We start from the raw sequence: 24992 nt of genomic DNA on the forward strand, positions 1-24992 counted from the left end.
TTGCGTCTCAACATTATGTCCATTATACTTATTCAAAAAAAATTATCTTGTTCTTCCACCTCTGGAGCTGCCGCCACCGCCAGAACTTCTGGACGATCCACCACCGCTGCTACCTCTTGACATGGAACCTCCTGAAGAACCTCTAGAAGGTGAGTACGAAGGCGTACTTCTTGTCGTCGGTCTAGATGGTTGAGTCGTCGTTGGTCTAGATCGTTGCGTTGTCGGACGAGTGGTTGTTCTCGTTCTATTTCCTACGGCTTCTCTATTGGTTGTACCACGAGTGGTACGGTTGCCAACACGAGAAGGGTTTGTAGACCTGTTAGAGGTACCTCGCGTAACTCTACCGTTTTCAGACCGCACACTGCTTCTGTTTCCGACGGCCGAACGCGTTGTGGTACGCGTGTTAGCTGCAGCGCGGGAGCTGCGTCCCGTTACAATACGACCGTTTCTATCTCGAGCTACACGCGAGTTGGAAACACGAGAGGTATTACCAACACGTGTATTATATCCACTTCGGGAGGCTATCCTTGTGGGCGCGTTACGTGGTCTTACGCTATATCGGTTTCCGCCATAATAATGGTTACCATAACCGTAATGAGGATGTCCCCAAGCATTATAGCCAAATCCGGCGTAAGGGTAGCCACCCCAGCGTCCGAATCCGTAATAAGGATTTCCCCATCCCCAACCAAAGCCGAAGTGAGGGCGACCCCATCCGAAGCCCATAGACCAACCTGGTCCCCAACCCCAGTTAGACCAACCTAGGCCAAAGCCAAAACCACCATATCCATACCAAGGGTCAAACCAAGGGTCGAAATAAGGCATACCCGGTGCACCGTAATAAAAACGATTGATCCGGTTAGCATACTCCAAATTATTATCATATTCAAATCCTTCGACATACTCTTCATCGGAATACTCGTCAGCATAATAGTCGTTTTGGGCGTATTGCTCCTCTTGTGTACCTTCGTCCGTGTAATAATAATCCGGACTCAGGTAATCTTGTGGAGCTTGGGATTGATTATTATACACATCATCTCGGTGGGCGATCTGCCTACTTGTTGAACACGAGCTTAATGCAAAAAATGCTGCAAGTGTCAAACTACCGAATAATAATCTATTTGTTTTCATAATGTCCTCTACTGTTCTACTGTTAAACTTCGCTAATACAGTCTTTATTTATTAACTTAGACCCGTTTTTTAGGGTAGGGTTTAATCCAATGCCAAAAATATAAATAAAACTTGAGGGCTACTTAAAGTCCTTATAATAATACGAATAAATTACAGTAATTGTTACAGAAATAATAATAGAAATAAATAATGGGAAAAGGTATAACAAGTCGTAGTGAAGATTACTCACAGTGGTACAACGACTTAGTCGTCAAGGCTGATTTGGCGGAACATTCTGCGGTTCGGGGTTGTATGGTTATCAAGCCTTACGGATACGCGATATGGGAGCGTATGCAGGCGATATTAGACAAGCGATTTAAAGATACCGGGCATTCAAATGCTTATTTCCCCCTATTTATCCCCAAATCCTTTTTCTCCAAAGAAGCTTCACATGTGGAGGGATTTGCAACGGAATGCGCTGTAGTAACACACTATCGATTGAAAAACGATGGAGAGGGAAATATCGTAGTAGATGAAACTGCTAAATTGGAAGAAGAACTTATCGTACGGCCTACCTCAGAGACCATTATTTGGAATACTTATAAAGGATGGATTGAGTCGTATCGAGATTTACCGATTTTGGTAAATCAATGGGCGAATGTGGTTCGATGGGAAATGCGTACTCGTTTGTTTCTACGCACAGCAGAGTTTTTGTGGCAGGAAGGACATACGGCGCATGCCACGTGTGATGAAGCAGTTGAAGAGGCAGAACGTATGTTGGAAGTATATGCAGACTTTGCGGAGCAGACGCTCGCTGTTCCGGTTATTCGGGGGGTTAAAACAGAAAATGAGCGCTTTGCGGGGGCGTTAGAGACGTATTGTATAGAAGCGCTTATGCAAGATGGAAAGGCGTTGCAGGCCGGTACTTCACATTTCTTGGGACAAAATTTTGCGAAAGCCTTTGATGTAAAGTTTACTTCGAAAGAAGGAAAATTGGAACACGTTTGGGCAACTTCTTGGGGAGTCTCTACTCGATTAATGGGCGCTTTAATTATGGCCCACTCGGATGATCAAGGGTTAGTATTGCCACCAAAATTGGCGCCGATTCAAGTGGTTATCGTACCTATTTATAAAACAGAAGAGGAAAAAGCGAATATTGATGACTTTGTGCGTACGCTGACAAGCGAATTGCAAGATATGGACATATCGGTAAAGTATGACGATAGGGATACACAGCGTCCCGGCTTTAAATTCGCAGAGTGGGAAATGAAAGGTGTACCTTTACGCGTAGCTGTAGGTGCTCGTGATATGCAAAATGGTACAGTGGAATTAGCACGACGTGATACGCAGACTAAAGAGACCGTGTCCCAAGAAGGACTTGCGGTGACCATTGAAAACCTCTTGGGCATTATCCAGGAAAACATATACCATAAGGCGTTGTCGTTCCGCGACGAACACATCACGGAGGTTAATTCTTATGCGGAATTCAAAGAGGTATTAGAGCACAAAGGAGGCTTCATTTCCTGCCATTGGGATGGCACGGTAGAGACCGAAAAGCGTGTAAAAGAGGAAACAAAGGCGACTATACGTTGTATTCCTTTGGACGTAAAGGAAGATGCAGGTGTTTGTATCTTTACGGGTAAACCGTCTGCTAAGCGCGTATTATTTGCGAAAGCGTATTAATATCTAGCGATGTAGTATCACGCTACGTAGCTGTAATGAGTTGGAAAGAAATATGTTTAAAAAAATAGTGGCCGTTGAACCACTAAACTTAATCCCTTCGGCGGAACAGGCACTGTCCAATTATGCGGAAGAAGTTATCTTTTATCCGAATAGTCCACAGTCTGCAGAAGAGATGGCTTTGCGGATTGGCGACGCTGATGCTGTTCTGATTAGTTATATTTCGCGACTAGGAGAAGAAGCATTGGAGAAATGCCCAAATGTAAAATATATCGGTATGTGCTGCTCTCTGTACAACCCGGAAAGCGCCAATGTGGATATTCGGTATGCCAATTCAAAAGGTATCACCGTTTTAGGGGTTCGGGATTACGGGGATGAGGGCGTGGTAGAATATGTAGTGAGTGAATTGGTACGTTGTTTACATGGTTTTGGTGATCGGAATGATGGAACGTCACATATGCCATGGGACGGCGTGCCGCGGGAAATCACAGGGACGAAAATCGGTATCCTCGGTTTAGGCAAGTCGGGTGGTATGGTGGCGGATGCGCTGCGTTTCTTTGGTGCAGAAATCTCTTATTTTGCGCGTTCGGAAAAAGAGGATGCGAAACAGAAAGGCTATCGCTTTTTACCGCTGCGACAATTGTTGAAAGAGAACGAAGTCATTATCGCCTGTTTAAATCGTGGTGTCGTTTTGATGCACGAAGAAGAATTTGCGGAAATGGGGAATAGGAAAATCTTGTTCAATACAGGACTTTCTCCTGCTTGGGATGAAAAACCTTTTGAAAAGTGGATAGGAGGGGATAACCGTTGTTATTGTGACACGCTGATTGCATTGGGAAATGAAAAGTTTATGACACACCCGAATGTACACTGTTTACAGGTTTCCGTAGGCCGTACCCGCCAGGCGTTTGTACGCCTGAGCGAGAAAGTATTGGCCAATATCGAGAACTATCTTAAAACACAATAGGGGAAACAATATTTCGTAATGTATTAACGATGCTCCAGCCCGCAATCTGGGCGGTAGCACTATATACATCAACTACCGCGTGGACTTGTTCATTTTTGATCTCTATGCGGTGGTTGTCCCCCACAAAATCAGGAGTTGAGGTTATCGATACCCGCATGTTTTCCGGGCCGACAGATGCAATTGATGCAGCTACAGAGACGTTGACGCTGGTCGGGAAGAGAGCAATAGCCTCGATTGCATTCCCTTCGAATACCTTTTTTTTCTCGTGTTGTAGCGATTCCTGATACACCGATGATTTCCTAAGCGAGTTGGGACTTTTTTCGGTTTGAAAAGTTGCTTCGCATTTACCCATTAAGGAAACTGTCCGTAAAACATCCAGTCCGCCAATAGCACCGGATGCGATGTGTACCTTCGTGCCATGTGCTTTTGCGGTTTTAGTGACCTCATCATAGAATGCCTGGTCTGCAAAAGCCCCGATGGAAAGCGTCACAATAGAGGAACCGTTTGCTAAGGCATCCAGTGCAAATTCTTTTAGGGCATTCGGTGAGGCGGTTTCGATAATGTAGTCGGGTTTCATCGCTAAAACATCTTGAATCGACGCATAAGATGTACAAGATGATCCGGAATCTGTCGTGTTTACTTTATCGGCAATATGTTGCGCTTTTTCCTTGCTTCGGGAATAAGTCGCAACCAATTCATACTCTGGAAGTAGATTGGCATTATACGCGTCCACAACAAGGGAGGCCAATTTGCCACAACCGATGATAGCTAAAGTCTTTTTTTCCATGTTGTCCAACATACGGCTTTTTTCAAGCAAAGCAAAACCGTTTCTGCTTTTAGGCCAAAGGCCACTCTATACTAACGCCTCCTTAATAATACGAAACGATTCGAGTCGCTTCTGATTGTCATAGATATAATTTGTCGTCATGACTTCGTCGACATGATAACGGTTGACAAAATCGTCGATGTCTTGCGTAAGTGTTTCCTGATCTCCTGTGAAAGTACAGGCCGTCATGCTATAAACGGCTTTTTCGATTTCGGGGATGCCGTGGTATATTGCCTGTTCCGTGGGAGGGGATAGGGGGCGGCGATGATTGGTGATGATACCGGCAAACATATTTAATAAACTAGTGGAAAGAAATGCTGCTTCCTGCGTTGTTTCAGCACCGATAATATTGACGCAGGCGATGAAATAAGGTTCTTTTAAATGTTCGGAAGGTTTAAACTCCCTTCTGTAAATTTCAGACGCTTGTGCGAGCATGGCGGGTGCGAAATGTGCAGCAAACGCATAAGGCAGACCTAGCTCGGCGGCCAAATGTGCAGAGTCTGTGCTGGAGCCCAAAATATAAAGTGGGATATCCAATCCTTCGCCTGGGAAGGCACGTACTTTCTCCGATGGATCATCGTTTTTAAAATATTGTTGGAGAGCCTGCACATCGTCCTTAAAATAAAAGGCGGTGTTCAGGTTGTTGCGCCGAAGCGCCATTGCTGTTACCTGATCCGTTCCGGGGGCACGCCCTAGTCCCAAATCGATTCTGCCGGGGTATAATGTTTCCAATGTGCCAAATTGTTCGGCGATGACTAGAGGAGAGTGGTTAGGTAGCATAATTCCTCCCGAACCAATCCGAATATGGTTGGTTTTATCCGCGATGTGTCCAATCAAAACAGCTGTCGCAGAACTGGCAATATGTTCCATATTATGATGTTCTGCAAACCATATCCGTTCGTATCCTAACTCCTCAATATATTGGGCCGCTTCCACACTTCTAGCAATAGCCTGCTGTGTATTTTGCCCTTTGCAGACAGTTGCTAGATCCAAAGCCGAAAGTTTTATTTTTTTCATGCCACAAAATTACAGGCTTTGTGACGAAATATAGTAATCCTTATGTAATACCATTTGTCATCTCGCGTAATATTTTGGGGTAATATATACCTAGCATAATGGCGCGGGCGACGACATAAACAATAAAACTGATCCATAGACCTGCATTACCATATGAAGCTGTTAGCAATACCGCCGTTCCGATAAAAATAAATAGAGCCATCAGTGTCGCATTTCGCATTTCCACGCTTTTTGTCACGCCGATGAAGATACCATCTAGCTGGAAGGCTGCGAACGAAAAGGCAATATAAATGGCAGCATACAGGCTGTGGGCAGCAGCCACCGTTTGAACTTGCACGTCTTTTGTAAGAAGCGGAATGAACACATCACTTAAAATGTATACGCCGGTGGCTAGTATAATGGCGGTAATACCAGCCAAAACGGTAGAATGTTTTACCTGCTCGATAAAATATGACTTATCTCTTGCTCCATAGGCTTTGCCTGTCAGCATTTCGGCAACATGTGCATAACCATCTAGAAAAAAAGCAGAAAGAGACACAAATTGTAGTAAAACATGGTTAGCAGCTAGAACTTGGTCTCCGAAAGCCGCCCCTTGATTGGCAAACCAAGCAAAACCGCTAAGAAGGGCCAACGTACGAATCATGATGTTACCATTTACTTTAAATAGCGCAATAAGTTTTTCCTTATTGAAGACACGAGATTGTAAATGCTGTAAACGATGAGCGAAATCAGCCAATTGCATCTTTTTGATGAGTAGGTAGGTTGCAAAAAATAATATAGACCATTCTGCTATGACGGTGCCGAGTGCGATACCGCGCACGCCTAAGTCGTATCCTACAACAAAAAGTACGTTCAGTAGAATATTTAACCCATTAAGAAGTAATTGTATGAACAGCAAATATTTCGTCCAGCCCATCCCAATAAAGGTGCCCAGAAGCGTGAAAGTGATTAGGGTTGCGGGAGCTCCCCAAATACGGATATAAAAATAAGATTTTACAAGCACCTTAATATCATCGCTCGCTTGTAGTAAGTTAACGGCGGTTTCGCCGATCAATCGCTGGAGTATGATAAGGATTATACCGATTCCTGCTCCTAATAACACGGCCCGAAATAACAAAGCATGCGTTTCGTCGACGTCATTGGCTCCGGCGGCTTGCGATATAAAACCAGTTGTACCCATGCGGAGGAAGCCGAATCCCCAATAAACAAAATTGAAAATCAACGAAGCTAAAGCAATGGCTCCTAGGTCCACTGCAGCTCCAGTTTGTCCGATAGCAGCAGTATCCGCCAGACCCAAGAGAGGAACGGATGCATTTGCCAGAATAATCGGGAACGCAAGTTTGATGATGCGTCTGTAGTTTTTTTTAATTCGACTCGTCTCTGGTGTTGAACTCATTAAATATAGTCGTGAATTCTTCCTTTTGTCTTTCTTCAATTTGTGAGTCAAAAGATAAGATTGCTTCATAATCGCTCACCAAACGACCTTCCGGTAGCGCAGCGGCTATATAGTCGATATGGTCTTCGACCGCTTCTCTTATTTCGCTTTTGTCCGTGGTCGACTCATCTTCTATAGCGATTTCCGTCCCATTATCTGTTTGATCGTTCAATGCCCATTTCAGTCGTTTAAATTGTGTCTGATAAAATGATGTGACATCAATATTTAGTGTGCGTTTCATGTTTTGTAATTTGTATGCTTGATGTAAATAGCTACATCTCGGGTTCATAACTAAAGAACAAAGAACAAAAGAAATGGTTTCTTTCGGTGTATGATTAGGAAACCGTATTTTTTTCGCGTTTGTCAACTAAAAAATATATTAAGCACGCTATTGACGCGCTGGAGCCCATCACGGCAGCCATAGGCAACATGGATCCATCATGGAAGTAACTGACAGAAGCAGAAGTAAACGCGCCCAACGCCATCTGGATACAACCTAAAAGCGCAGATGCGATACCAGCAAGTTTTCCGAAAGGAGCTAATGCTAATGCGGAGGTGTTGGGGAAAATAAATCCTTGACTACAGAGAAAGACGCATATAAGGGCTAGCAGTACGTAGAGGTTCATTCCTCCCGATAGGGTAATAACCACGAGCAATACCCCTGCCGAGGCCTGTATAAAGCTTGCTTTTTTGGAAATTCCTTCACTATCCCATCTATTGAGTAAAACACGGTTAAGTTGCGTTGCCATAATCAAGGTGGAAGCGACTAATGCAAATGCCGCTCCATACTCGGCCTCAGACAGACCAAACAAACGCTGTAGCACAAACGGTGAACCAGATAGATATGCATAAAGACCGCTTGAGGCGAAGCCGCCAACCGCCGCGTATAGAAGAAATACCGGATTCCGAAAAACATGCCAAAAGTCTGCTATAATAGCCCGAGGCTGTAAAGACATTTCCTTATTTCCCTGATACGACTCGGGTAAGATGAAAATAACACTCAACAAGATTAAGAAAGCGAGTACAGCCAGTATGACAAAAATGATATGCCAATCAAAATTGGTCAGAACAAAAGCCCCAACGCTCGGCGCCACAATAGGAGAGATACCTATAACCAACATGAGCATGCTAAATACCTTGGCTGCCTCCCTTGGCTCAAAAATATCCCTTACCATGGCTCGGCTGGCTACCATCCCGGAGCAACTACCTAAAGCCTGCATGAAGCGTAAAAAAATGAGGTGGTTAGGTTCCTTTGTATATGCACATAATATAGAAGCACCAATGTAAATTACTAAACCGACAAGTAGTGGCTTCTTTCTTCCAAATTTGTCGAGCAGTGGTCCATAGATCAGCTGACCAAACGCAATTCCAACGAAGAAAGCGGTCAGCGAAAGCTGTATATGCTCAATCGTTGTTTCAAAATCCAGGGCTATGGTTTCAAAAGCAGGGAGATACATGTCTATCGAAAATGGACCGATAGCTGATAGTAGTCCCAGTGTTAATAATATTGCAAATCGTTTTTTTCGGGAAACAGCATTAATATTCATGTGTGGAATGTCTCTTTGTCGTGGGATAATGTCGGCACAAAATTAAGATAATATGCGCACTATTATTTACCAGTTTTGTCAAAATTTGCTAACTTATTCAAAATATAGTTCATTTGCATTTCATGACGGGATTACCAAAAGAATACACATTAGCGAATACCAACATAGAAAGTCTTTCGGTGTTTGAGCTGCTTAAACATACAGCAAGTGGAGATTTTATGGAGAAGCAGGATTTTCAGGATATTTTCGCTATCTCCTTAGAATTGAATGCGGGTGTATTCACGAAAATAAATGTGGTAGGATTTCCTCATGTTGCAGTGAGCCAGGTGGGCAACACGGTTATATCTTCATGCTCTTGTGGGCTTGGTTTTGCCGCATTATGTGCGCATCAAGCCGAGATTATTTATGGTATTCTAGAGCGAAAAGACTACCGTATTTTCTTTGATAAGACGCTTCGAAACAGCACATTGTTGACGCGGGCGAAGCGTTATGGTGTGGAAAACGAACCACATTTGGACGACTATTTCCGGTTGAACCATCAAGAAGGAAAACTTCGCATCGAAACCCAAATAAAAGAGTTGCTCTCTATGGATGAGCAGCTTTTTAGAAAAAATCTAATACCTAAACGACGATCGATTTTAAAAGAATTGAATGCGAAGGACACATTTAAAAGACAGCTATTGGTAATTGGTAGACATCGTTATTACCAGCAGCTGAATTTCCTGCTGATGGAAGCCGATACTACCCGAACCAGTAAGATTAAAAACCCGATAACGAATGTAGATCCTATGCAGTTGGTCTGGAAAGCGAATGACCCGCAGGAGATCAAATTCTACACGGCTATGATGGGTTTTCAGCATAAATATAGTGAGGACCATACGGAGACTGAACTGGAAGCGTTAAAACTGATTGCTAAAAACCCATTAGAACTGGAGGTCTACTACCACGACCGGAATATCTCGGAAGCAGTTACAGCGAAATCTCTGATTGCTGTCGAATTAAAGGTTTTGACAGCGGATATACAGTTGCGGGTATTTAAAAAAGAACCGTTTTATGAGATAACGGGCGAATTGCGATTTGATAATACGTCGCTGCCATTCACAAACGTCGATATCCGATATGATCATTTCGTCTATCATAAGCAAGTTTTCTATTTAGTGGACCACCCAGATATGCTTCGGGTAATTAAATTCTTCAAATCGAATAACGAGATTTTGTTGGTGCACGCTTCGAAATATGAGGAGTTCTTTCAAACGGTACTTGCACCATTGGAGGCATTATTGCATATTGATTATAGTTATATACAGGTTGCTACGCAGGGACAACTCACAGAAAAAGAATTCCAGACCGAACGCATCATATACCTACATCAAGAGGGGAATTACATATCGATTACACCGGTAATGAAATATGGTGCTATCGAGATTCCAGTATATTCTCGAAAACAGGTGTTAGATACTGACCAAAACGGGAATGAATTCAAAATCGAACGCAATAAGGAAGCGGAAGAACGCCTGACCTCTATCGTTATGCGCCAGCACCCATACTTCCGGAAACAAATAGAAGAGCACGAATATTTCTATTTGCATAAAGACCAATTTCTGGATGAAGATTGGTTTTTAGAAACCTTTGAAGTGTGGCGAGCGAAAGGAATTACGATTTTAGGTTTCCATGAACTCAAGAATAACAGATTAAATCCACATCGGGCAAAAATAAGCATCGAGGTAAATAGTGGCTTAGATTGGTTTAATGCCAAATTGAAGGTCCGTTTCGGAAAAAATAATGCCAGCTTAAAACAAGTGCACCGGGCCATTCGGAACAAAAGCAAATTTGTCCAATTGGATGACGGCACACAGGGGATACTGCCTGAGGAATGGATAGCCAAAATTTCGCGTTATTTTCATGTGGGAGAAATAGACAAGGAATTGTTGAGAATTTCCAAAACTAACTTTTTGGAGGTAACAAACCTATTTGAAAAAGAAATGTTGAGCGAAGAAGTACAAGCCGAAATTGAGGTTTTTCAAAAGCAGTTCGCGGAGGAAAATAATTTCCCGGACGTTACGGTTCCTGCTGCGTTAAGGACGCAATTGAGGGAGTACCAATGGGAGGGATTGAAATGGTTAAATTTTTTGGACAATTTCAATTTTGGAGGATGTCTTGCGGACGATATGGGCTTAGGGAAAACAGTGCAAATTATTGCCTTTATCTTAACCCAACGGGAAAAACACGGACATACAACCAATCTGATTATTGTACCGACCTCCTTATTATTCAACTGGCAGGAAGAATTATCTAAATTTGCGCCGTCTATAAAGACATTAGTGCATTATGGAGCTGAAAGAGGCAACACTGTGGAGGAGATGGGTAAATATGAAGTGGTATTGACCAGTTACGGTATGTTGTTGTCCGATGTCCGTTTTCTGAAAACGTTCCATTATAATTATATCTTTCTAGATGAGTCGCAGGCCATTAAAAATCCAAATTCTGAACGATACAAGGCTGCCCGACTGTTGCAATCACGTAATAAAATTGTGCTGACGGGAACCCCTATCGAAAATAACACATTCGATCTTTTTGGACAACTCTCGTTTGCCTGTCCGGGATTGTTGGGAAGTAAACAATATTTCAGAGACACCTACGCCATCCCGATTGATAAATTTGAATACAGCAAGCGCGCGGTGGAGCTTCAGGAGAAGATTAAGCCATTTATATTACGCCGAACAAAAAAGCAAGTTGCAAAAGAATTGCCGGAAAAAACAGAGATGATCATTTATTGTGAAATGAATGTCGAGCAACGCCAGATTTACGATACCTACGAGCGAGAATTACGGGATTTCATCTCAGCGACAGATGAATCCGAAATCCATAAAAGCAGTATGCACGTATTGACCGGGCTGACCAAGCTTCGCCAGATTTGTAACTCACCTGTGCTGCTTAAAGGGGGGTATTCGGGTGATAACGCGATTAAAATCGAGGTGCTGACAGCGCAAATCGAAAGCCAATCCGCAGCGCATAAAATTTTAGTTTTTTCGCAGTTTGTGGAGATGCTGGACCTGATTAAGGCAGAGCTTGAACGAAAAGATATTCCATTTGTCTACTTGACCGGGCAAACAAAAAATAGAAGAACGCAGGTGCAAAATTTTCAGACAGACGAAAATATCCGTGTATTTCTGATCAGCTTGAAAGCAGGCGGAGTGGGGCTCAACCTTACAGAAGCGGATTATGTCTATCTTGTTGACCCCTGGTGGAATCCGGCAGTAGAAAATCAAGCCATCGATCGCAGCTACCGTATCGGCCAGCAGAAAAATGTAATGGCTATCCGACTAATCTGTACGGATACTGTTGAGGAAAAAATCATGCGTCTGCAAAAGAAAAAGAATACGTTAGCGCAAGCGTTAATTAAGACCGACAAATCTTTGTTAGATGGTCTATCAAAGCATGACTTGCTAGAAATATTAGGTTTTATTCCAAAAAAAGTGTTATCTTAGTCCCACACTTTAGGGGTGTCTGCAGATTTAGCAGACTGAGATTTCACCCTTTGAACCTGATCCGGATCATACTGGCGTAGGGAAAAGTAAGATGTCTTCATTGGTGCGTTCTGCATCGTCGTAGTCATTCCTAAAGTTTTATTTATTGAATAAAATGTCAGCAGGAATGGAACTTATTATCAATCATGAAGTAAAATTTTTCGAATCGGCTCCGGTTTCACTCGCGGAGTTAATGCAATTGGAAGCGCCGGGGAAAACCAAAGGTGTCGCTGTTGCTATTAATAGCCAAGTTGTGCCCAAAACGGCATGGGCATCTACCGAATTGCGAGATAGGGATTCCATTCTCATTATTACCGCTACACAAGGTGGTTAATTCTATAATCTATCAAATCAGCATATTATGATCAAGCAAACAATCACACACAAACCGTTTCCTAATTCCAGAAAAGTGTATGTCGAAGGAAAGCTCTTCCCGATTAAAATTGCCATGCGCGAAATTGCCCAACATCCGACCAAATTGAGTACGGGGGAGATCGATATTAATCCGCCGATTACGGTGTATGACACTTCGGGCCCGTATACAGACGAACATGCCGATATAGATGTGCGCAAAGGGCTTCCGAGACTTCGTGAGCAATGGATATTGGACAGAGGAGATGTACACGTGTTGGACAATATCAGCTCCGAATACGGAAAAGAACGTCTAGCCGACCAAAGTCTTGACGAGCTACGTTTCGAATATAGCCATAAACCGAAGATCGCTAAGGAAGGATGCAACGTAACGCAATTGCATTATGCCAGAAAAGGTATCATTACCCCTGAAATGGAATATATCGCTATTCGCGAAAACCAGCGTATAGAGCAATTAGAAGCAGCCACTATGGCTATGCGTCAGCAGCATGCCGGTGATAGTTTTGGTGCACGTACCCCTAAACAAAAAATCACACCGGAATTTGTACGCGATGAGGTTGCAGCCGGAAGAGCAATTATCCCCAATAATATCAATCACCCGGAAAGCGAACCGATGATTATCGGCCGCAATTTTCTCGTGAAGATAAATGCCAATATCGGAAACAGCGCAGTTTCATCCAGTATCGAAGAGGAGGTGGAAAAAGCGGTATGGGCTTGTCGATGGGGAGCAGATACCATTATGGACTTATCTACCGGGAAAAATATCCACGAAACCAGAGAATGGATTATCCGTAATTCTCCGGTGCCCATTGGTACAGTGCCTATTTATCAGGCGCTAGAGAAGGTAAATGGCGTTGCTGAAGACCTTACCTGGGAGATCTTTAGGGATACCTTGATAGAACAGGCCGAACAGGGCGTGTCTTATTTTACGATCCATGCTGGTGTACTCTTACGCTATATCCATTTGACAGCTGAGCGCGTAACGGGTATTGTCTCCCGCGGTGGCTCTATCATGGCAAAATGGTGTTTATTCCATCATAAAGAGAGTTTTTTATATACCCATTTTGAAGAAATCTGCGAAATTATGAAACGCTACGACGTAGCCTTTTCATTGGGCGACGGCTTACGGCCGGGATCCATCGCCGACGCTAACGATGCGGCTCAGTTTGCCGAATTGGAAACACTGGGAGAGTTGACTAAAATTGCCTGGAAGCATGATGTACAGGTGATGATCGAAGGACCAGGGCATGTACCCATGCATATGATTAAAGAGAATATGGAAAAACAGTTAGCGGAATGTGATGAAGCTCCTTTTTATACATTGGGACCGCTAACCACCGACATCGCACCGGGATACGACCATATCACATCAGCCATTGGAGCCGCGATGATCGGGTGGTATGGTTGCGCTATGCTTTGTTATGTGACGCCGAAAGAACACCTAGGCCTGCCCAATAAAAAAGACGTGAAAGATGGTGTCATCACATACAAACTAGCAGCCCATGCTGCTGATTTGGCAAAGGGTCATCCGGGAGCCCAATATCGAGATAATGCATTGAGCAAAGCAAGATTTGAGTTCCGCTGGGAAGACCAGTTTAACTTATCGCTCGATCCAGATACAGCACGTGAATACCACGATGAGACGCTACCGGCCGATGGTGCCAAGGTCGCCCATTTCTGTTCCATGTGTGGACCGAAATTCTGTTCGATGAAAATCACGCAGGAGATCCGGGATGTGGCTAAACAAGGAATGGCAGAGAAATCCAAAGAATTTGTAGAACAAGGCAAAGAAATTTATTTATGATTATTCTGCTGTCGCCAGAACAGCCCGTAGCATATGAAGTAGCGGTTATCAATGCGCTTTTAGAAAGAGGGCTGCCGCTGTTTCATATCCGTAAATATCAGTTTAGCGATACGGAAATGATGGCGTACGTGAACAACATAGATAGCGGTTATAGGCAGCGCTTAGTTCTACATTCGCATTTTCACTTAGCAAACGAATTGGGAATTGAGCGCTTGCATTTTAGAGAAGAAGACCGGGAGCAGAACCGGCACAAAGCATTTATGACTGGCTTTACGTTATCCACTTCGGTCCATACGATAGCAGCTTTCAATAGCTTAATGGCTGTATGGGATTATGCCTTTTTATCGCCAATTTTCCCCAGTATCTCCAAAAAAGGATATGGCGTAGGTTATACCGTGCTAGACGACCTGTCGCTGCGGCGCAACCTGCAGGTGCGGCTAGTGGGGCTGGGCGGTATAGATCAGCGAAACTATTCCCAGGTTATGAGCGCAGGTGCAGATGGCGTAGCCTTATTGGGGGCGATTTGGAAAACCCCAGCGCCGATACAGGTATTTGAAACAATAAACAAACACATCCCCAATGGGATTTCATCATCATGATGCGAAGTAAATTACAATATATATCACAAGGCGCTACAGCGAAGGAGCAGGAGCACAATATCCAGCAGGCATTGGATAATGGAGCGGATTGGGTTCAGCTGCGTTGGAAGAACGCCGCCGATGAGCAACACCAGAAGCTCGCCGAAAAGGTAAGAGTACAGTGTGCGCATTATCGGGCGACCTATATTATCAATGATAGCATAGCGCTTGCCAAGCAGGTCGATGCCGATGGTGTGCATTTGGGATTGGAAGACGAGGGTATTGAAAAGGCACGACGTATTTTAGGCGCAGGAAAAATAATCGGTGGTACGGCCAATACTATAACGGATGTATTAAAAAGAATCGACGAAGGTTGCGATTATATCGGCCTAGGGCCATATCGGCCAACGGGTACAAAGGAAAAATTAAGCCCGATTTTGGGAGTGGAGGGTTACCGGAAGATAATTTGCTATTTAAAAGAACACCACCTCCATTTTCCACCCATTTATGCCATAGGTGGGGTTAATCTTGCTGATATCCCGACATTGTTAGCAGAAGGCGTTTATGGCATTGCGGTATCCAAAGCCATAACGGATACGCCGGTGATTATTTCTGATTTTAAACAATTATTATCATGAGTAAACTACATATTGCAGATAAAATATTTAATTCCAGACTGTTTTTGGGAACAGGTAAGTTTGGTAAGCTAGAAGGGATGACAGAAGCCGTCCGGAGTTCTGGATCGGAATTGGTAACCATGGCTTTAAAGCGCGTGGATTTACAGTCTGGTTCGGACGATTTGCTGCAGGCCTTACAGATTCCAGATGTGAATCTCTTGCCGAATACATCGGGTGCGAGAAATGCGCAGGAGGCTGTTCTGGCAGCACAATTGGCTAGAGAAGCGCTCGAAACCAACTGGGTTAAATTGGAAATTCATCCCGATCCGCGATATCTTTTGCCCGATCCGATTGAGACGCTCAAGGCCACAGAACTATTGGCAAAAGAAGGCTTTATTGTGATGCCTTATATCCACGCCGATCCTGTCTTGTGTAAAAGATTAGAAGATGTGGGTACGGCAGCGGTTATGCCACTGGGTGCGCCTATCGGTAGTAACAAAGGTTTACTAACGTTAGACTTTCTAGAAATTATCATAGAACAAAGCGATGTTCCTGTGGTGGTCGATGCCGGTATTGGTGCACCCTCAGATGCAGCGAAGGCGATGGAAATAGGAGCAGATGCCGTCTTGGTCAATACAGCTATTGCGGTTGCAAACGATCCGACAGCAATGGCAATCGCGTTTAAAGAGGCAGTCATTGCTGGCCGAAGGGCTTATGAGGCGGGCTTACCTGCTTCCCAGACGGTTGCGGTAGCATCTAGCCCATTGACGAACTTTTTGTTGGATTAGAAAAACAGATAAAATGCAATCATTCCAAAAAAAATTCCAAGAATACAGATGGGATTCTATTCACGAAAGAATCTACAACGTTGGTCATGCAGATGTACGGCGAAGCCTTCATAAGACTAAAAAAACAATGGACGATTTTTTAGTGCTTTTATCGCCTACGGCAAGTCAGTCGTTGGAGGAGATGGCATATATGGCGCAACGGCTTACTCAAAAGCGGTTTGGAAAAACCATACAGCTGTTTGCACCGCTGTATCTTAGCAACGAATGTCAAAATATCTGTACATATTGTGGTTTCAGCATGGACAATCAGCTCAAACGTAAAACCTTGAGCAGCATAGAAATTATGCAGGAGGCAGGTGCATTGAAAGCCATGGGTGTAAATCACGTTCTTTTAGTCAGCGGCGAGGCCAATAAAACCGTGGGTTTAGATTATTTCCTCAAGGCGATAAAGTTGCTGCGTCCCCATTTTGCAAACATCTCGATCGAAGTGCAACCCTTATCGCAGGAGGAATACTATGCTGTCCATCAAGCTGGCGTGAACGCCGTCTTAGTATATCAAGAAACCTACCACGAAGAAGTATACAAGCAATATCATCCGAAAGGTAAAAAATCAAACTTTGCATTCCGCTTGGATACGCCTGATAGGGTAGGGCAAGCAGGATTGCATAAAATCGGATTAGGAGTATTGCTGGGTTTGGAAGATTGGCGGGTAGATAGTTTCTTTAATGCTTTACATATTGATTATTTGCAGAAGACGTATTGGCAGACCAAATATTCGGTTTCTTTTCCCCGATTGCGACCGGCTGAAGGGATTATAGAACCAAACTTTATTATGGAAGACCGGGATTTACTGCAGCTGATTTGTGCGTATAGAATCTGGAACCCGGACTTGGAAATTTCTATTTCCACCCGGGAGAATGAAAAATTTAGGAACCATATTATTTCGCTTGGTGCTACGACGATGAGCGCAGCATCGAAAACCAATCCTGGAGGATATGTGGTGGATCCACAATCGTTGGAACAGTTTGAAACCAGCGACGAACGTAGCATGGACGAAATACGAAATGTAATTTATCAGGTGGGCTACGAACCGATCATGAAAGATTGGGATAATTATTGGTAATTTTGGCTTCTGCTCCAATAGTTTTTGGAGATAAAATAATGAACAGAAACAATGCATGCAGATGACGTTTTCAGCCGATACAGCAGACAGATATTTATTGACGAAATAGGTGTAGTTGGGCAGCGAAAAATTGGCGAAGCCAAGGTACTTGTGGTAGGGGCGGGCGGACTGGGTAGTCCGGTTATACAATATTTAGCAGCAGCTGGCGTAGGTGTTTTAGCTGTAGCCGATTTCGACGAAGTGGAACTACATAATCTCAATAGGCAGGTTATCCACCGGGAAAGCACGATTGGAAAATCCAAAACGGAGAGCGCAGCCGATTTTGTAAAAAATTTCAATAGCCATATAACCTTCATTCCTATCTGTCAAAAAATAGATGTGGAGAATGTACAGGGTATCATTCATGATTATGATATTGTGGTGGACGGTTCCGATAATTTTACAACACGCTATATTGTTAACGATGCCTGTGTAGCACTGAATAAGCCGCTGATCTACGGGAGTATTTTCGCTTTCGAGGGACAAGTGGCTGTTTTTAACTACAAGGGGAGCAAAAACCTCAGAGACCTGTATCCTGAAGCTCCTAATCCCGAAGACGTGCCCAATTGCGATCGAAATGGCGTACTAGGCCCATTGCCTGGCATTGTCGGTACGATGATGTCCATGCAGGTACTTAAAATGATTACGGACTTACCCATCGTGACCAATCAACTTACTATCGTCGATACGTGGCAGTGGAATTTTATGACAATTACATTTTGATGTTGCTATTTTATGACTTTTTAATGAGATGTAATCCGCTAATTTTGGTTGCATAAATGAAAAAGTTTTTAATTCGAAGTATGCAGATTTTACTGATCCTGATTGTACTGCTGGTCGTTGGCGGTCTTCTATATATGCGGCACGATCGTTTTGGAGCTAACGCTACAGGAGAGCGCTTAGCGCGGATGGAGAGCAAGCCCAATTATAAAAATGGCGCATTTGATAATCTCGAACCTACGCCAGCTTTAGTAGAAGGTGTCACTTACCGGGACATCATTAAGGGGTTCTTCTTTACAAAGAAGGTTCGTAATGCGCCTCAAGATTCCATACCCGTTGTCATAAATGATTTGCACACGCTTCCTATCGACAGCAATGTGTATGTGTGGTTTGGACATTCGTCCTATTTCATTCAATTAGATGGGAAGAAAATTTTAGTAGATCCTGTATTCAGTAAATACGCTACTCCGATACGTGTCAGCGTGCGTGCCTTTAATAGCACTTACGATTACACGGTTCAGGATATGCCCGAGGTCGATATACTCTTTATTACGCATGATCATTGGGATCACTTGGATTACAATACGTTCGTGAAGCTGAAACATAAAATTAAACATATCGTCACTGGCTTAGGAGTGGGGGCACATCTGGAAAAATGGGGATATCCTGCCGATCGGATTACGGAATTATACTGGGGCGATAGTGTGAAGCTTGACGGTATAGATATTACTTCGACTACGGCAAGGCATTTCTCAGGCCGCACTTTTAAAAGAAATACAACACTTTGGTCGTCGTTCGTCCTGCAGGGATCTAAAAAATTGTTTTTGGGTGGAGATAGTGGTTATGGTCAGCATTTTAAAGAAATAGGACAGCAACATGGGCCTTTTGATTTTGCGATTCTCGAAAACGGGCAGTACAATGAAATGTGGCATTACATACATATGATGCCTGAAGAAGTCATCATAGCAACGGAAGATTTACGAGCAGCTCATGTAATTCCTGTCCATTCCGCGAAATTTCCGTTAGCAAATCACGCATGGGACGAACCTTTAATTAGAATTACCGAAGCAGCTCAGGAAAGCCATGTCGAACTTATTACCCCCAAAATCGGGCAAGTGATATATATGGACAGTATTGCATCAAATACAGCTTGGTGGGAAGGGCTCCGGTAGTGTTGCCGATCACCCTTCCTCTGCAAACTTTTATTTCTTCTTTTTCTTTCCTTTTGTCGCTTTCTTTTCCTTTTTATCCAATACGTCTTCAATCAGTTTTTTTAATTTCTTTTTGAGTCCGCCAACCGGTTTTTCATTTTTTATTTTTGTTTTCTTGTCAGCCGTTTTTTTAGACTTTGGCTTGCTTTTTTTGCTGTCTTGCTTCTTTTCCTTCTTTGCCTTTTCCTTCTTTTTGTCCGGCTTCACCTGCTCTTTTACCTCACTTTTATAAGATGCTTCTTTAACAAGTTTCTTAGCGTCGGCTGATTTTCCTCCTTTTTTTAGACTTTTCTCAGCAGATGAAGATGCTTTAGGGGTACTTTTTGTCGGTTTAGCTGCCACAGTTTTACTCTCCGAAGTTGCCTTAGGCTTTGCAGTGCTTCCACTTTTTGGTGTTGTGGTTTTTGCTGCGGAAGGCGTCTTAGGCTTGCTTGCGGTAGCTGGCTTAGCTGCGGTGGTCTTGCTTGCGACTGTAGCAGGTTTTGCGCTACTTCCGGTATTTTGTGCTGTTGTTTTTGTCGCAGAAGTTGTCTTAGGCTTGCTTGCGGTAGCTGGCTTAGCTGCGGTGGTCTTGCTTGCGACTGTAGCAGGTTTTGCGCTACTTCCGGTATTTTGTGCTGTTGTTTTTGTCGCAGAAGTTGTTTTAGGCTTGCTTGCGGTAGCTGGCTTAGCTGCGGTGGTCTTGCTTGCGACTGTAGTAGCGGGTTTTGCGCTGCTTCCAGTATTTTGTGCTGTTGTTTTTGTCGCAGGAGTTGTCTTAGGCTTGCTTGCGGTAGCGGGTTTTGCAGGAGCAGTTTTGTTTTCGGGAGTTGTCGTAGGTTTCGGAGTACTTTCGCTTTTTGCCGCTGTCGTTTTCACTGGCGAGGCCGCTTTTGGTTTGCTGGTCGCAGCGGATTTGGTTGCTGCGGTCTTACTTGCCGGTGCAGTCGCAGGCTTTGCAGTGTTTCCAGTTGCAGTTTTCGTTGCGGAAGGCGCCTTAGGTTTGCTCGCAGCCACAGATTTAGTAGCGGTGGTTTTATTTACGGTTTCTGTAGGTTTCGCCGAGGATGCCGCTGTCTCGTTAACCAGTTCAGTTTCTGGAGTCGTTTTCTTTTCTGTAGCCATGAAGATATGTTTAAGTAAAACTAAAATTAGTGTTTTCGTCTTAAATATAGCGAAAGTAAATTAATTTTCGTAATTTTGTAGGCTATATAATCACGGGGTCGACTGGAATTGACAGGATAGCGATGGTTATGTAAGCATGCAGTGCATTGTTAGTCTAGCACTTAAATCTGAACTTTCAACTTTACAACTGGCGAAGAAAACTACGCCTTAGCTGCTTAAGTTAGACTTAACATAGCTATTTGTCCCGTTAGATCCTGTTCTTTGGTCTAACATCAGGGGCATCGAACAATAGAACTGGCCGATGTGATTTTGCTAAGCATCGGTGAGACACAGCAAATACGGAGAACGGTATAGGTAAGTTTTTCACCTTCCCTCTCTCGACAACCAAAGAGAAACTAAGCATGTAGAAAGCGTAAATCATACTATGTTTGGACGAGGGTTCGAATCCCTCCGGCTCCACAAAATAAAAGCTCAATCGAAAGATTGGGCTTTTGTTTTTCAGGAGGGATGAGAACCCGATAGGAGGGTTCGAAATACATTCGCTGCGGGTAGTGTGCGGGATTTGTGAGGCGCAAGCAATCCCTCCGGCATATATTATCGGCCCTACATGTTAATAATTCTTCTGTATATTGTGAGGTGCGTACTACCAATGTTGACCCTGAAATTTATGCCGATAAGATTTCAAGGCAGATCGACAGTTTAATTGGTCTAGGACTTCAACCAAGAGATATTACTGTTGTGGGCGCTTCAAAAGGTGCAATTATCGCCAGCCACACCTCTTCGATGAATAGACACTCGGTTAACTATGTATTTCTTGCTGGAAATAATGATTATCAAGAACAAAACAATAATTGGAGATTTCATGGACAAATTTTATCTATATTCGATTCATCGGACGATATCGCAGGTAAAAGCTATCAATACTGGAAAGATAAAGATAATTACACCACTACTTTTGAAGAGATTAAATTAAATACAGGGTTAAGTCATGGGTTTCTTTATAAACCGCTAAAAGAGTGGGTTGAGCCCACGAAAAAATGGATAACGAAACAAAAATTGTAAAAAATTATGAAAATAGCACTCGCGTCACCTCCATTCCCAACATCCATCAATCACGGATTGGAATTGCTAGAAGCGCTTTCTTCTGATGCCGTTTCGCAAGGTGCTGAAATCGTCTGTTTTCCCGAATCTTTCCTTCCCGGCTATCCAGGTATGGGATATCTTGGGGAAGATCGAAAGGATGAAAGTTTGCAAAAAGCCTTGAACGAAGCAAGATTAATTGCAGAAAGAAACAAAATAGCGCTTGTATTACCCATGGATAGTTATATTGAAGACAAGATATATAATTTGGTCTTTGTAATTGACAGGAACGGCAATTTGTTAGGCTTCCAGACAAAGAATCAATTAGACCCAAGTGAAGACAATCTTTGGACGGCGGGTGAAAAACGTCAATTGTTTGAGATTAATGGATTAAAATTTGGGATTACAATCTGCCATGAAGGTTTTCGATATCCAGAGTCTGTTCGGTGGTGTGCATGTAATGGTGCTCATCTAGTTTTTCATCCACATTTTTCTGGTAGCAATGAACATGGGAAGGTTTTAAAAACTTTCGGTTCGATCAAAAACCCGTATTATGAAAACGAAATGAGTAACCACTAAACAAAACCACGGCGACCCTATCCAAGATCGATGTCACCGGTTTTCGTATTTACCATTGATAATTCGTATTTACTCTTGATAAAGAACGTCATTCGCCATCCAGAATAAACGTCACCGACAAACAGACAAAAGGGGAGAGGAGATACGCCTTTTAGAGTCAAACAATACGATAGCTTACATGGAGATGCTCAGCATCCTGCCAAAAAGGAGAAAAACTTCTCAGACCTGTAGTCTGTTAACCGACCTCTGAGTATCAAAACAAAACGTTTTGCGAAAGCCAATAGTCGGTCGTTGTTTCTGATTTACACCTTAAAAGTTACGACTTTTCTAATGCCTTGCCAATAATTTTCCCGTAAGACGGGATATATTGTTCTACAATAAAATTCTTACGTAGGTTTTTCCTCGCAATGCGACATATGAAACCGTTTAAACCGACGCAGTCCGCGGAAACGCGGGATAGAAGAAAGGGGAAGATATAACGCCCGTTGGAGTGATCAGCGTCGCTACGTACATGTACATGCAGATGTCTGCACAGGACATAAAGGTTTTGTACTGTGACATAGCTGTTATGTTACGTGTGTTATTGCTTTTGTCACTTGACTTGTGCAATATGTACCGTATGTTGACGATGCCTGCACGCTACATGTGCATGTTGTTGGGTGCTTTGTTGGTTAACTACAGGTAGTGGTGCGTGATGTCTCGTAAGTGGACGATTTTGTTGCAGGACTTCTCGACGATGTGCCTTGCATTGTGCGTTTTGTACCATGACATAGCCGTCAACTACACTGCGGTAAACACGATGTACATGTACAAAATGAGGCTTTTTTCGGTTTAATTACAGGTGGTACTTCTGGGCATCTATCAAGCTTCCGGCAAAGGCCATGAGAAGAGATCACCTGAAATTGATCATATTGGGAATACATCCATAAAGGGGCTGTCCGCTAAGTCTATTATTGATATACTTGTCGGTGTAGCGCTTGAAGAAGACTTGGATAGACTTATCCAGCCCATATAAAAACTTTTAGGTTATGCCAACGTTCTTTATATAGAAGTAAACAGGAGATTTTTTGATTATAAGATACATCGTTATGAGTAAAGGAAAAAACGCAAGAAACAAAGCACCTCAAGGTAAGCCATCTTCGGACAGAGGAGCGGGAAGTGGCTTAAAAGAAATAAATCTAGATGAAGCCACTGCGCAAGAGATGGAAGATAAGTATCTGGATGCGGACGGACAATTAGGTGAAAATGTAAGTACCACAAATGACAATCGTAATGTCGATAAGGGCCGTGAAGAGCAAGGTAAGAGTGAAAGCCGAGAATAATCAGGCAAACTAAGATAAGAACAACGTTAGGAGAAACAACTTCTTAAGGAACAAAGAAAGCTGCGAATATCCAAACTATCACAAGTTCGTATCTCCAAAACACAGCTGTTGTAGCTGTCATTTATTTTCAAAAAAAAGACATCATTTTTAGATGTCTTTTTTAGGAGTGATGAGAACCCATTGGAAAGGTTTCTTAATCCTTTTTATGCCCAAATTCACCATCGGCTTTTATCTGCACCTCATCACTGATCATCGGCGCAGGAAATTTCGAACCTAAACCAAAATCAGACCGCTTAATGACTCCGGTAATTTGGATACCTGCTACGGGAGCTCCGTCAGCATTTGGATTTTGCGTAGTTCCGCGATGTTTCATCGTCATGGTAACCGGTTTTGTAACGCCTAGTAAGGTGAGATCTCCTTTAAGCGTATACGTATTTTGTCCGGATTTTTTGATAGACGTGCTTTTAAATGTCATGGTAGGATGCTTTTCAGCGTCAAAGAAATCAGCACTTTTGAGATGATTATCCCGCGGTTCCACTCGGGTGTCTATCGAATTAGTCTGTACAGTCAATTCGATAGCAGCATCGCTAAAGTCTTCTTTGGACGAAACGATCGATACGTCATACGTGTTGAAATGGCCGGGGACATCCGCAATACCCAAGTGGGTAACCGTAAAACCTAATTTAGAATGGTACGGGTCTGCCGTCCAAGTTGTCTGGGCAAACAATCCTATTGAAACGAATAGAAATGCAAAAAATAAAGTTAACTTTTTCATCTGTATATAATTTTAAATAATTAATTCTTATTGAAGCTCCATTGGAACTTCCATTAATAATATCTCTGCGTCTGCAGTCGCTTCAAGTGTGAACCTTTCAATTTCCCACAGCCCGTAACCGTCTCGTTTGTTTAAAATTTGATCACCAACTTGCACGCTACCGGTAAGAACAAAAATGTATACACCATTGTTTGCCGAATCTTTGAGTGTATATTCCGTGCTATTGTCTTTTTCAAGAATCCCAATATGAAACCAAGCATTTTGATGTATCCACACACCGTCATCCTCTGGGTTAGGAGAAAGAATCTGTTCGAACGAATTTGGCTGTTGCTTATAGTTTATTGCGGCTTGATCATATCGAGGTTTAACATTTTGCTTGTCAGGAAAAACCCATATCTGAAGGAATTCGGCAGCTTCATGAGGTAAGTTATTGAACTCCGAATGATAAATGCCTGTACCGGCACTCATTACTTGGATTTCGCCAGGCTTGATGACGCCCTGATTTCCCATATTGTCGCGGTGCTTCAGTTCCCCACTCAACGGAATGGAAATGATTTCCATATTATTATGGGGATGTTCGCCAAATCCTTGTCCACCGTCAACCCGGTCATCATTTAATACGCGTAGCGCGCCGAAATGTACGCGGTCAGGGTTATGATAGGAAGCGAAGCTAAAGGTATGAAAGCTCTTTAACCAACCGTGGTCTGCTTTTCCTCTGGAATCTGCTTGATGTAAAACTGATTTTGCCATAACTTTATTGTTTTGATAACACAA

25 protein-coding genes, 1 other RNA gene and 1 riboswitch are annotated in these 24992 nt (G+C 43.1%); of the genes, 17 read left to right on the plus strand and 9 right to left on the minus strand.

Features of this window, described 5'->3' with window-relative positions; translation table 11 throughout:
• Nucleotides 1-42: 42 nt before the first annotated feature.
• Complete coding sequence (locus C5749_RS02225) at nucleotides 43-1128, minus strand: hypothetical protein (RefSeq protein ID WP_105722612.1); 1086 nt, start codon at nucleotides 1126-1128, stop codon at nucleotides 43-45.
• A gap of 189 nt (nucleotides 1129-1317) precedes the next feature.
• Between C5749_RS02225 and proS the strand changes: the two genes are divergently transcribed.
• Together proS and C5749_RS02235 are read left to right on the plus strand one after the other, a co-directional pair.
• Nucleotides 1318-2790 carry a proline--tRNA ligase gene (gene proS, locus C5749_RS02230; protein WP_105722614.1) on the plus strand — a complete coding sequence of 491 codons (1473 nt, stop codon included), beginning with the start codon at nucleotides 1318-1320 and terminating at the stop codon, nucleotides 2788-2790.
• A 52-nt stretch (nucleotides 2791-2842) separates the two neighbouring features.
• Nucleotides 2843-3754, plus strand: coding sequence for an NAD(P)-dependent oxidoreductase (locus C5749_RS02235; protein WP_105722616.1), 912 nt, complete (start codon nucleotides 2843-2845; stop codon nucleotides 3752-3754).
• On the opposite strand, the gene C5749_RS02240 is transcribed toward C5749_RS02235, so the two are convergent.
• The 5 genes from C5749_RS02240 to C5749_RS02260 all read right to left on the minus strand — a co-directional run bounded on the left by C5749_RS02240 (nucleotide 3741) and on the right by C5749_RS02260 (nucleotide 8579).
• Nucleotides 3741-4541 carry an aspartate dehydrogenase domain-containing protein gene (locus C5749_RS02240; RefSeq protein WP_105725130.1) on the minus strand — a complete coding sequence of 267 codons (801 nt, stop codon included), beginning with the start codon at nucleotides 4539-4541 and terminating at the stop codon, nucleotides 3741-3743. The genes C5749_RS02235 and C5749_RS02240 overlap by 14 nt on opposite strands.
• A 66-nt stretch (nucleotides 4542-4607) precedes the next feature.
• A complete protein-coding gene (locus tag C5749_RS02245) occupies nucleotides 4608-5597 on the minus strand; it encodes an LLM class flavin-dependent oxidoreductase (protein WP_105722618.1) in 990 nt (329 codons plus the stop codon).
• A gap of 40 nt (nucleotides 5598-5637) precedes the next feature.
• Nucleotides 5638-6993 (minus strand): MATE family efflux transporter, encoded by a 1356-nt coding sequence (locus C5749_RS02250; RefSeq protein WP_105722619.1) that lies wholly within the window; start codon nucleotides 6991-6993, stop codon nucleotides 5638-5640.
• Nucleotides 6962-7273 (minus strand): hypothetical protein, encoded by a 312-nt coding sequence (locus C5749_RS02255; RefSeq protein ID WP_146113661.1) that lies wholly within the window; start codon nucleotides 7271-7273, stop codon nucleotides 6962-6964. The genes C5749_RS02250 and C5749_RS02255 overlap by 32 nt, the downstream gene beginning before the upstream one ends.
• A 94-nt stretch (nucleotides 7274-7367) precedes the next feature.
• On the minus strand, nucleotides 7368-8579 hold the full coding sequence (locus C5749_RS02260) for a multidrug effflux MFS transporter (protein WP_105722623.1): 1212 nt from the start codon (nucleotides 8577-8579) through the stop codon (nucleotides 7368-7370).
• 122 nt (nucleotides 8580-8701) lie between these two features.
• Between C5749_RS02260 and C5749_RS02265 the strand changes: the two genes are divergently transcribed.
• The 9 genes from C5749_RS02265 to C5749_RS02305 all read left to right on the plus strand — a co-directional run bounded on the left by C5749_RS02265 (nucleotide 8702) and on the right by C5749_RS02305 (nucleotide 19319).
• A complete protein-coding gene (locus C5749_RS02265) occupies nucleotides 8702-12067 on the plus strand; it encodes a DEAD/DEAH box helicase (protein ID WP_105722625.1) in 3366 nt (1121 codons plus the stop codon).
• A gap of 1 nt (nucleotide 12068) precedes the next feature.
• Nucleotides 12069-12167: riboswitch (TPP riboswitch) on the plus strand.
• Between the two features lie 54 nt (nucleotides 12168-12221).
• Nucleotides 12222-12440 (plus strand): sulfur carrier protein ThiS, encoded by a 219-nt coding sequence (gene thiS / locus C5749_RS02270; protein WP_219847882.1) that lies wholly within the window; start codon nucleotides 12222-12224, stop codon nucleotides 12438-12440.
• Between the two features lie 27 nt (nucleotides 12441-12467).
• A complete protein-coding gene (thiC, locus tag C5749_RS02275; protein WP_181151257.1) occupies nucleotides 12468-14282 on the plus strand; it encodes a phosphomethylpyrimidine synthase ThiC in 1815 nt (604 codons plus the stop codon).
• Nucleotides 14279-14881 (plus strand): thiamine phosphate synthase, encoded by a 603-nt coding sequence (locus C5749_RS02280; RefSeq protein WP_105722629.1) that lies wholly within the window; start codon nucleotides 14279-14281, stop codon nucleotides 14879-14881. The genes thiC and C5749_RS02280 overlap by 4 nt, the downstream gene beginning before the upstream one ends.
• Nucleotides 14878-15498 carry a thiamine phosphate synthase gene (thiE, locus tag C5749_RS02285; protein ID WP_245893588.1) on the plus strand — a complete coding sequence of 207 codons (621 nt, stop codon included), beginning with the start codon at nucleotides 14878-14880 and terminating at the stop codon, nucleotides 15496-15498. The genes C5749_RS02280 and thiE overlap by 4 nt, the downstream gene beginning before the upstream one ends.
• On the plus strand, nucleotides 15495-16265 hold the full coding sequence (locus tag C5749_RS02290; protein WP_105722631.1) for a thiazole synthase: 771 nt from the start codon (nucleotides 15495-15497) through the stop codon (nucleotides 16263-16265). The genes thiE and C5749_RS02290 overlap by 4 nt, the downstream gene beginning before the upstream one ends.
• Nucleotides 16266-16278: 13 nt before the next feature.
• Nucleotides 16279-17388, plus strand: coding sequence for a 2-iminoacetate synthase ThiH (gene thiH, locus C5749_RS02295; RefSeq protein ID WP_105722633.1), 1110 nt, complete (start codon nucleotides 16279-16281; stop codon nucleotides 17386-17388).
• 51 nt (nucleotides 17389-17439) lie between these two features.
• Nucleotides 17440-18150: a HesA/MoeB/ThiF family protein gene (locus tag C5749_RS02300; RefSeq protein ID WP_105722635.1), complete on the plus strand. Its 711-nt coding sequence runs from the start codon at nucleotides 17440-17442 to the stop codon at nucleotides 18148-18150.
• Nucleotides 18151-18230: 80 nt separating this feature from the next.
• Nucleotides 18231-19319, plus strand: coding sequence for an MBL fold metallo-hydrolase (locus tag C5749_RS02305; protein ID WP_105725136.1), 1089 nt, complete (start codon nucleotides 18231-18233; stop codon nucleotides 19317-19319).
• A gap of 30 nt (nucleotides 19320-19349) precedes the next feature.
• On the opposite strand, the gene C5749_RS19475 is transcribed toward C5749_RS02305, so the two are convergent.
• Nucleotides 19350-20216 (minus strand): histone protein, encoded by an 867-nt coding sequence (locus tag C5749_RS19475; protein ID WP_146113662.1) that lies wholly within the window; start codon nucleotides 20214-20216, stop codon nucleotides 19350-19352.
• Between the two features lie 19 nt (nucleotides 20217-20235).
• Between C5749_RS19475 and C5749_RS19480 the strand changes: the two genes are divergently transcribed.
• The 6 genes from C5749_RS19480 to C5749_RS02340 all read left to right on the plus strand — a co-directional run bounded on the left by C5749_RS19480 (nucleotide 20236) and on the right by C5749_RS02340 (nucleotide 23443).
• Nucleotides 20236-20526 carry a hypothetical protein gene (locus C5749_RS19480; RefSeq protein ID WP_146113663.1) on the plus strand — a complete coding sequence of 97 codons (291 nt, stop codon included), beginning with the start codon at nucleotides 20236-20238 and terminating at the stop codon, nucleotides 20524-20526.
• A gap of 30 nt (nucleotides 20527-20556) precedes the next feature.
• Nucleotides 20557-20924: a transfer-messenger RNA gene (ssrA, locus tag C5749_RS02320) on the plus strand.
• 174 nt (nucleotides 20925-21098) lie between these two features.
• Nucleotides 21099-21524, plus strand: a complete 426-nt coding sequence (locus C5749_RS02325; RefSeq protein ID WP_105722641.1) for a hypothetical protein — start codon at nucleotides 21099-21101, stop codon at nucleotides 21522-21524.
• 6 nt (nucleotides 21525-21530) lie between these two features.
• Complete coding sequence (locus tag C5749_RS02330) at nucleotides 21531-22121, plus strand: carbon-nitrogen hydrolase family protein (protein ID WP_105722643.1); 591 nt, start codon at nucleotides 21531-21533, stop codon at nucleotides 22119-22121.
• 841 nt (nucleotides 22122-22962) lie between these two features.
• Complete coding sequence (locus C5749_RS02335; protein ID WP_105722645.1) at nucleotides 22963-23136, plus strand: GrpB family protein; 174 nt, start codon at nucleotides 22963-22965, stop codon at nucleotides 23134-23136.
• A 73-nt stretch (nucleotides 23137-23209) separates the two neighbouring features.
• Nucleotides 23210-23443 carry a hypothetical protein gene (locus C5749_RS02340; protein ID WP_105722647.1) on the plus strand — a complete coding sequence of 78 codons (234 nt, stop codon included), beginning with the start codon at nucleotides 23210-23212 and terminating at the stop codon, nucleotides 23441-23443.
• Between the two features lie 193 nt (nucleotides 23444-23636).
• On the opposite strand, the gene C5749_RS02345 is transcribed toward C5749_RS02340, so the two are convergent.
• Complete coding sequence (locus tag C5749_RS02345) at nucleotides 23637-24218, minus strand: YceI family protein (protein WP_105722649.1); 582 nt, start codon at nucleotides 24216-24218, stop codon at nucleotides 23637-23639.
• Between the two features lie 27 nt (nucleotides 24219-24245).
• Nucleotides 24246-24968 (minus strand): pirin family protein, encoded by a 723-nt coding sequence (locus tag C5749_RS02350; RefSeq protein WP_105722651.1) that lies wholly within the window; start codon nucleotides 24966-24968, stop codon nucleotides 24246-24248.
• Between the last annotated feature and the right edge of the window lie 24 nt (nucleotides 24969-24992).

Origin of the sequence: Sphingobacterium gobiense (assembly GCF_002980575.1) — a bacterium.
In the GTDB taxonomy this organism is placed as follows: Bacteria; Bacteroidota; Bacteroidia; order Sphingobacteriales; family Sphingobacteriaceae; genus Sphingobacterium; species Sphingobacterium gobiense.

Coding starts and splice junctions, on each gene's coding strand:
- C5749_RS02225 (WP_105722612.1), bottom strand. CDS start 1,128: ATGAAAACAAATAGATTATTATTCGGTAGTTTGACACTTGCAGCATTT.
- proS (WP_105722614.1), top strand. CDS start 1,318: ATGGGAAAAGGTATAACAAGTCGTAGTGAAGATTACTCACAGTGGTAC.
- C5749_RS02235 (WP_105722616.1), top strand. CDS start 2,843: ATGTTTAAAAAAATAGTGGCCGTTGAACCACTAAACTTAATCCCTTCG.
- C5749_RS02240 (WP_105725130.1), bottom strand. CDS start 4,541: ATGGAAAAAAAGACTTTAGCTATCATCGGTTGTGGCAAATTGGCCTCC.
- C5749_RS02245 (WP_105722618.1), bottom strand. CDS start 5,597: ATGAAAAAAATAAAACTTTCGGCTTTGGATCTAGCAACTGTCTGCAAA.
- C5749_RS02250 (WP_105722619.1), bottom strand. CDS start 6,993: ATGAGTTCAACACCAGAGACGAGTCGAATTAAAAAAAACTACAGACGC.
- C5749_RS02255 (WP_146113661.1), bottom strand. CDS start 7,273: ATGAAACGCACACTAAATATTGATGTCACATCATTTTATCAGACACAA.
- C5749_RS02260 (WP_105722623.1), bottom strand. CDS start 8,579: ATGAATATTAATGCTGTTTCCCGAAAAAAACGATTTGCAATATTATTA.
- C5749_RS02265 (WP_105722625.1), top strand. CDS start 8,702: ATGACGGGATTACCAAAAGAATACACATTAGCGAATACCAACATAGAA.
- thiS (WP_219847882.1), top strand. CDS start 12,222: ATGTCAGCAGGAATGGAACTTATTATCAATCATGAAGTAAAATTTTTC.
- thiC (WP_181151257.1), top strand. CDS start 12,468: ATGATCAAGCAAACAATCACACACAAACCGTTTCCTAATTCCAGAAAA.
- C5749_RS02280 (WP_105722629.1), top strand. CDS start 14,279: ATGATTATTCTGCTGTCGCCAGAACAGCCCGTAGCATATGAAGTAGCG.
- thiE (WP_245893588.1), top strand. CDS start 14,878: ATGATGCGAAGTAAATTACAATATATATCACAAGGCGCTACAGCGAAG.
- C5749_RS02290 (WP_105722631.1), top strand. CDS start 15,495: ATGAGTAAACTACATATTGCAGATAAAATATTTAATTCCAGACTGTTT.
- thiH (WP_105722633.1), top strand. CDS start 16,279: ATGCAATCATTCCAAAAAAAATTCCAAGAATACAGATGGGATTCTATT.
- C5749_RS02300 (WP_105722635.1), top strand. CDS start 17,440: ATGCATGCAGATGACGTTTTCAGCCGATACAGCAGACAGATATTTATT.
- C5749_RS02305 (WP_105725136.1), top strand. CDS start 18,231: ATGCAGATTTTACTGATCCTGATTGTACTGCTGGTCGTTGGCGGTCTT.
- C5749_RS02330 (WP_105722643.1), top strand. CDS start 21,531: ATGAAAATAGCACTCGCGTCACCTCCATTCCCAACATCCATCAATCAC.
- C5749_RS02340 (WP_105722647.1), top strand. CDS start 23,210: ATGAGTAAAGGAAAAAACGCAAGAAACAAAGCACCTCAAGGTAAGCCA.
- C5749_RS02345 (WP_105722649.1), bottom strand. CDS start 24,218: ATGAAAAAGTTAACTTTATTTTTTGCATTTCTATTCGTTTCAATAGGA.
- C5749_RS02350 (WP_105722651.1), bottom strand. CDS start 24,968: ATGGCAAAATCAGTTTTACATCAAGCAGATTCCAGAGGAAAAGCAGAC.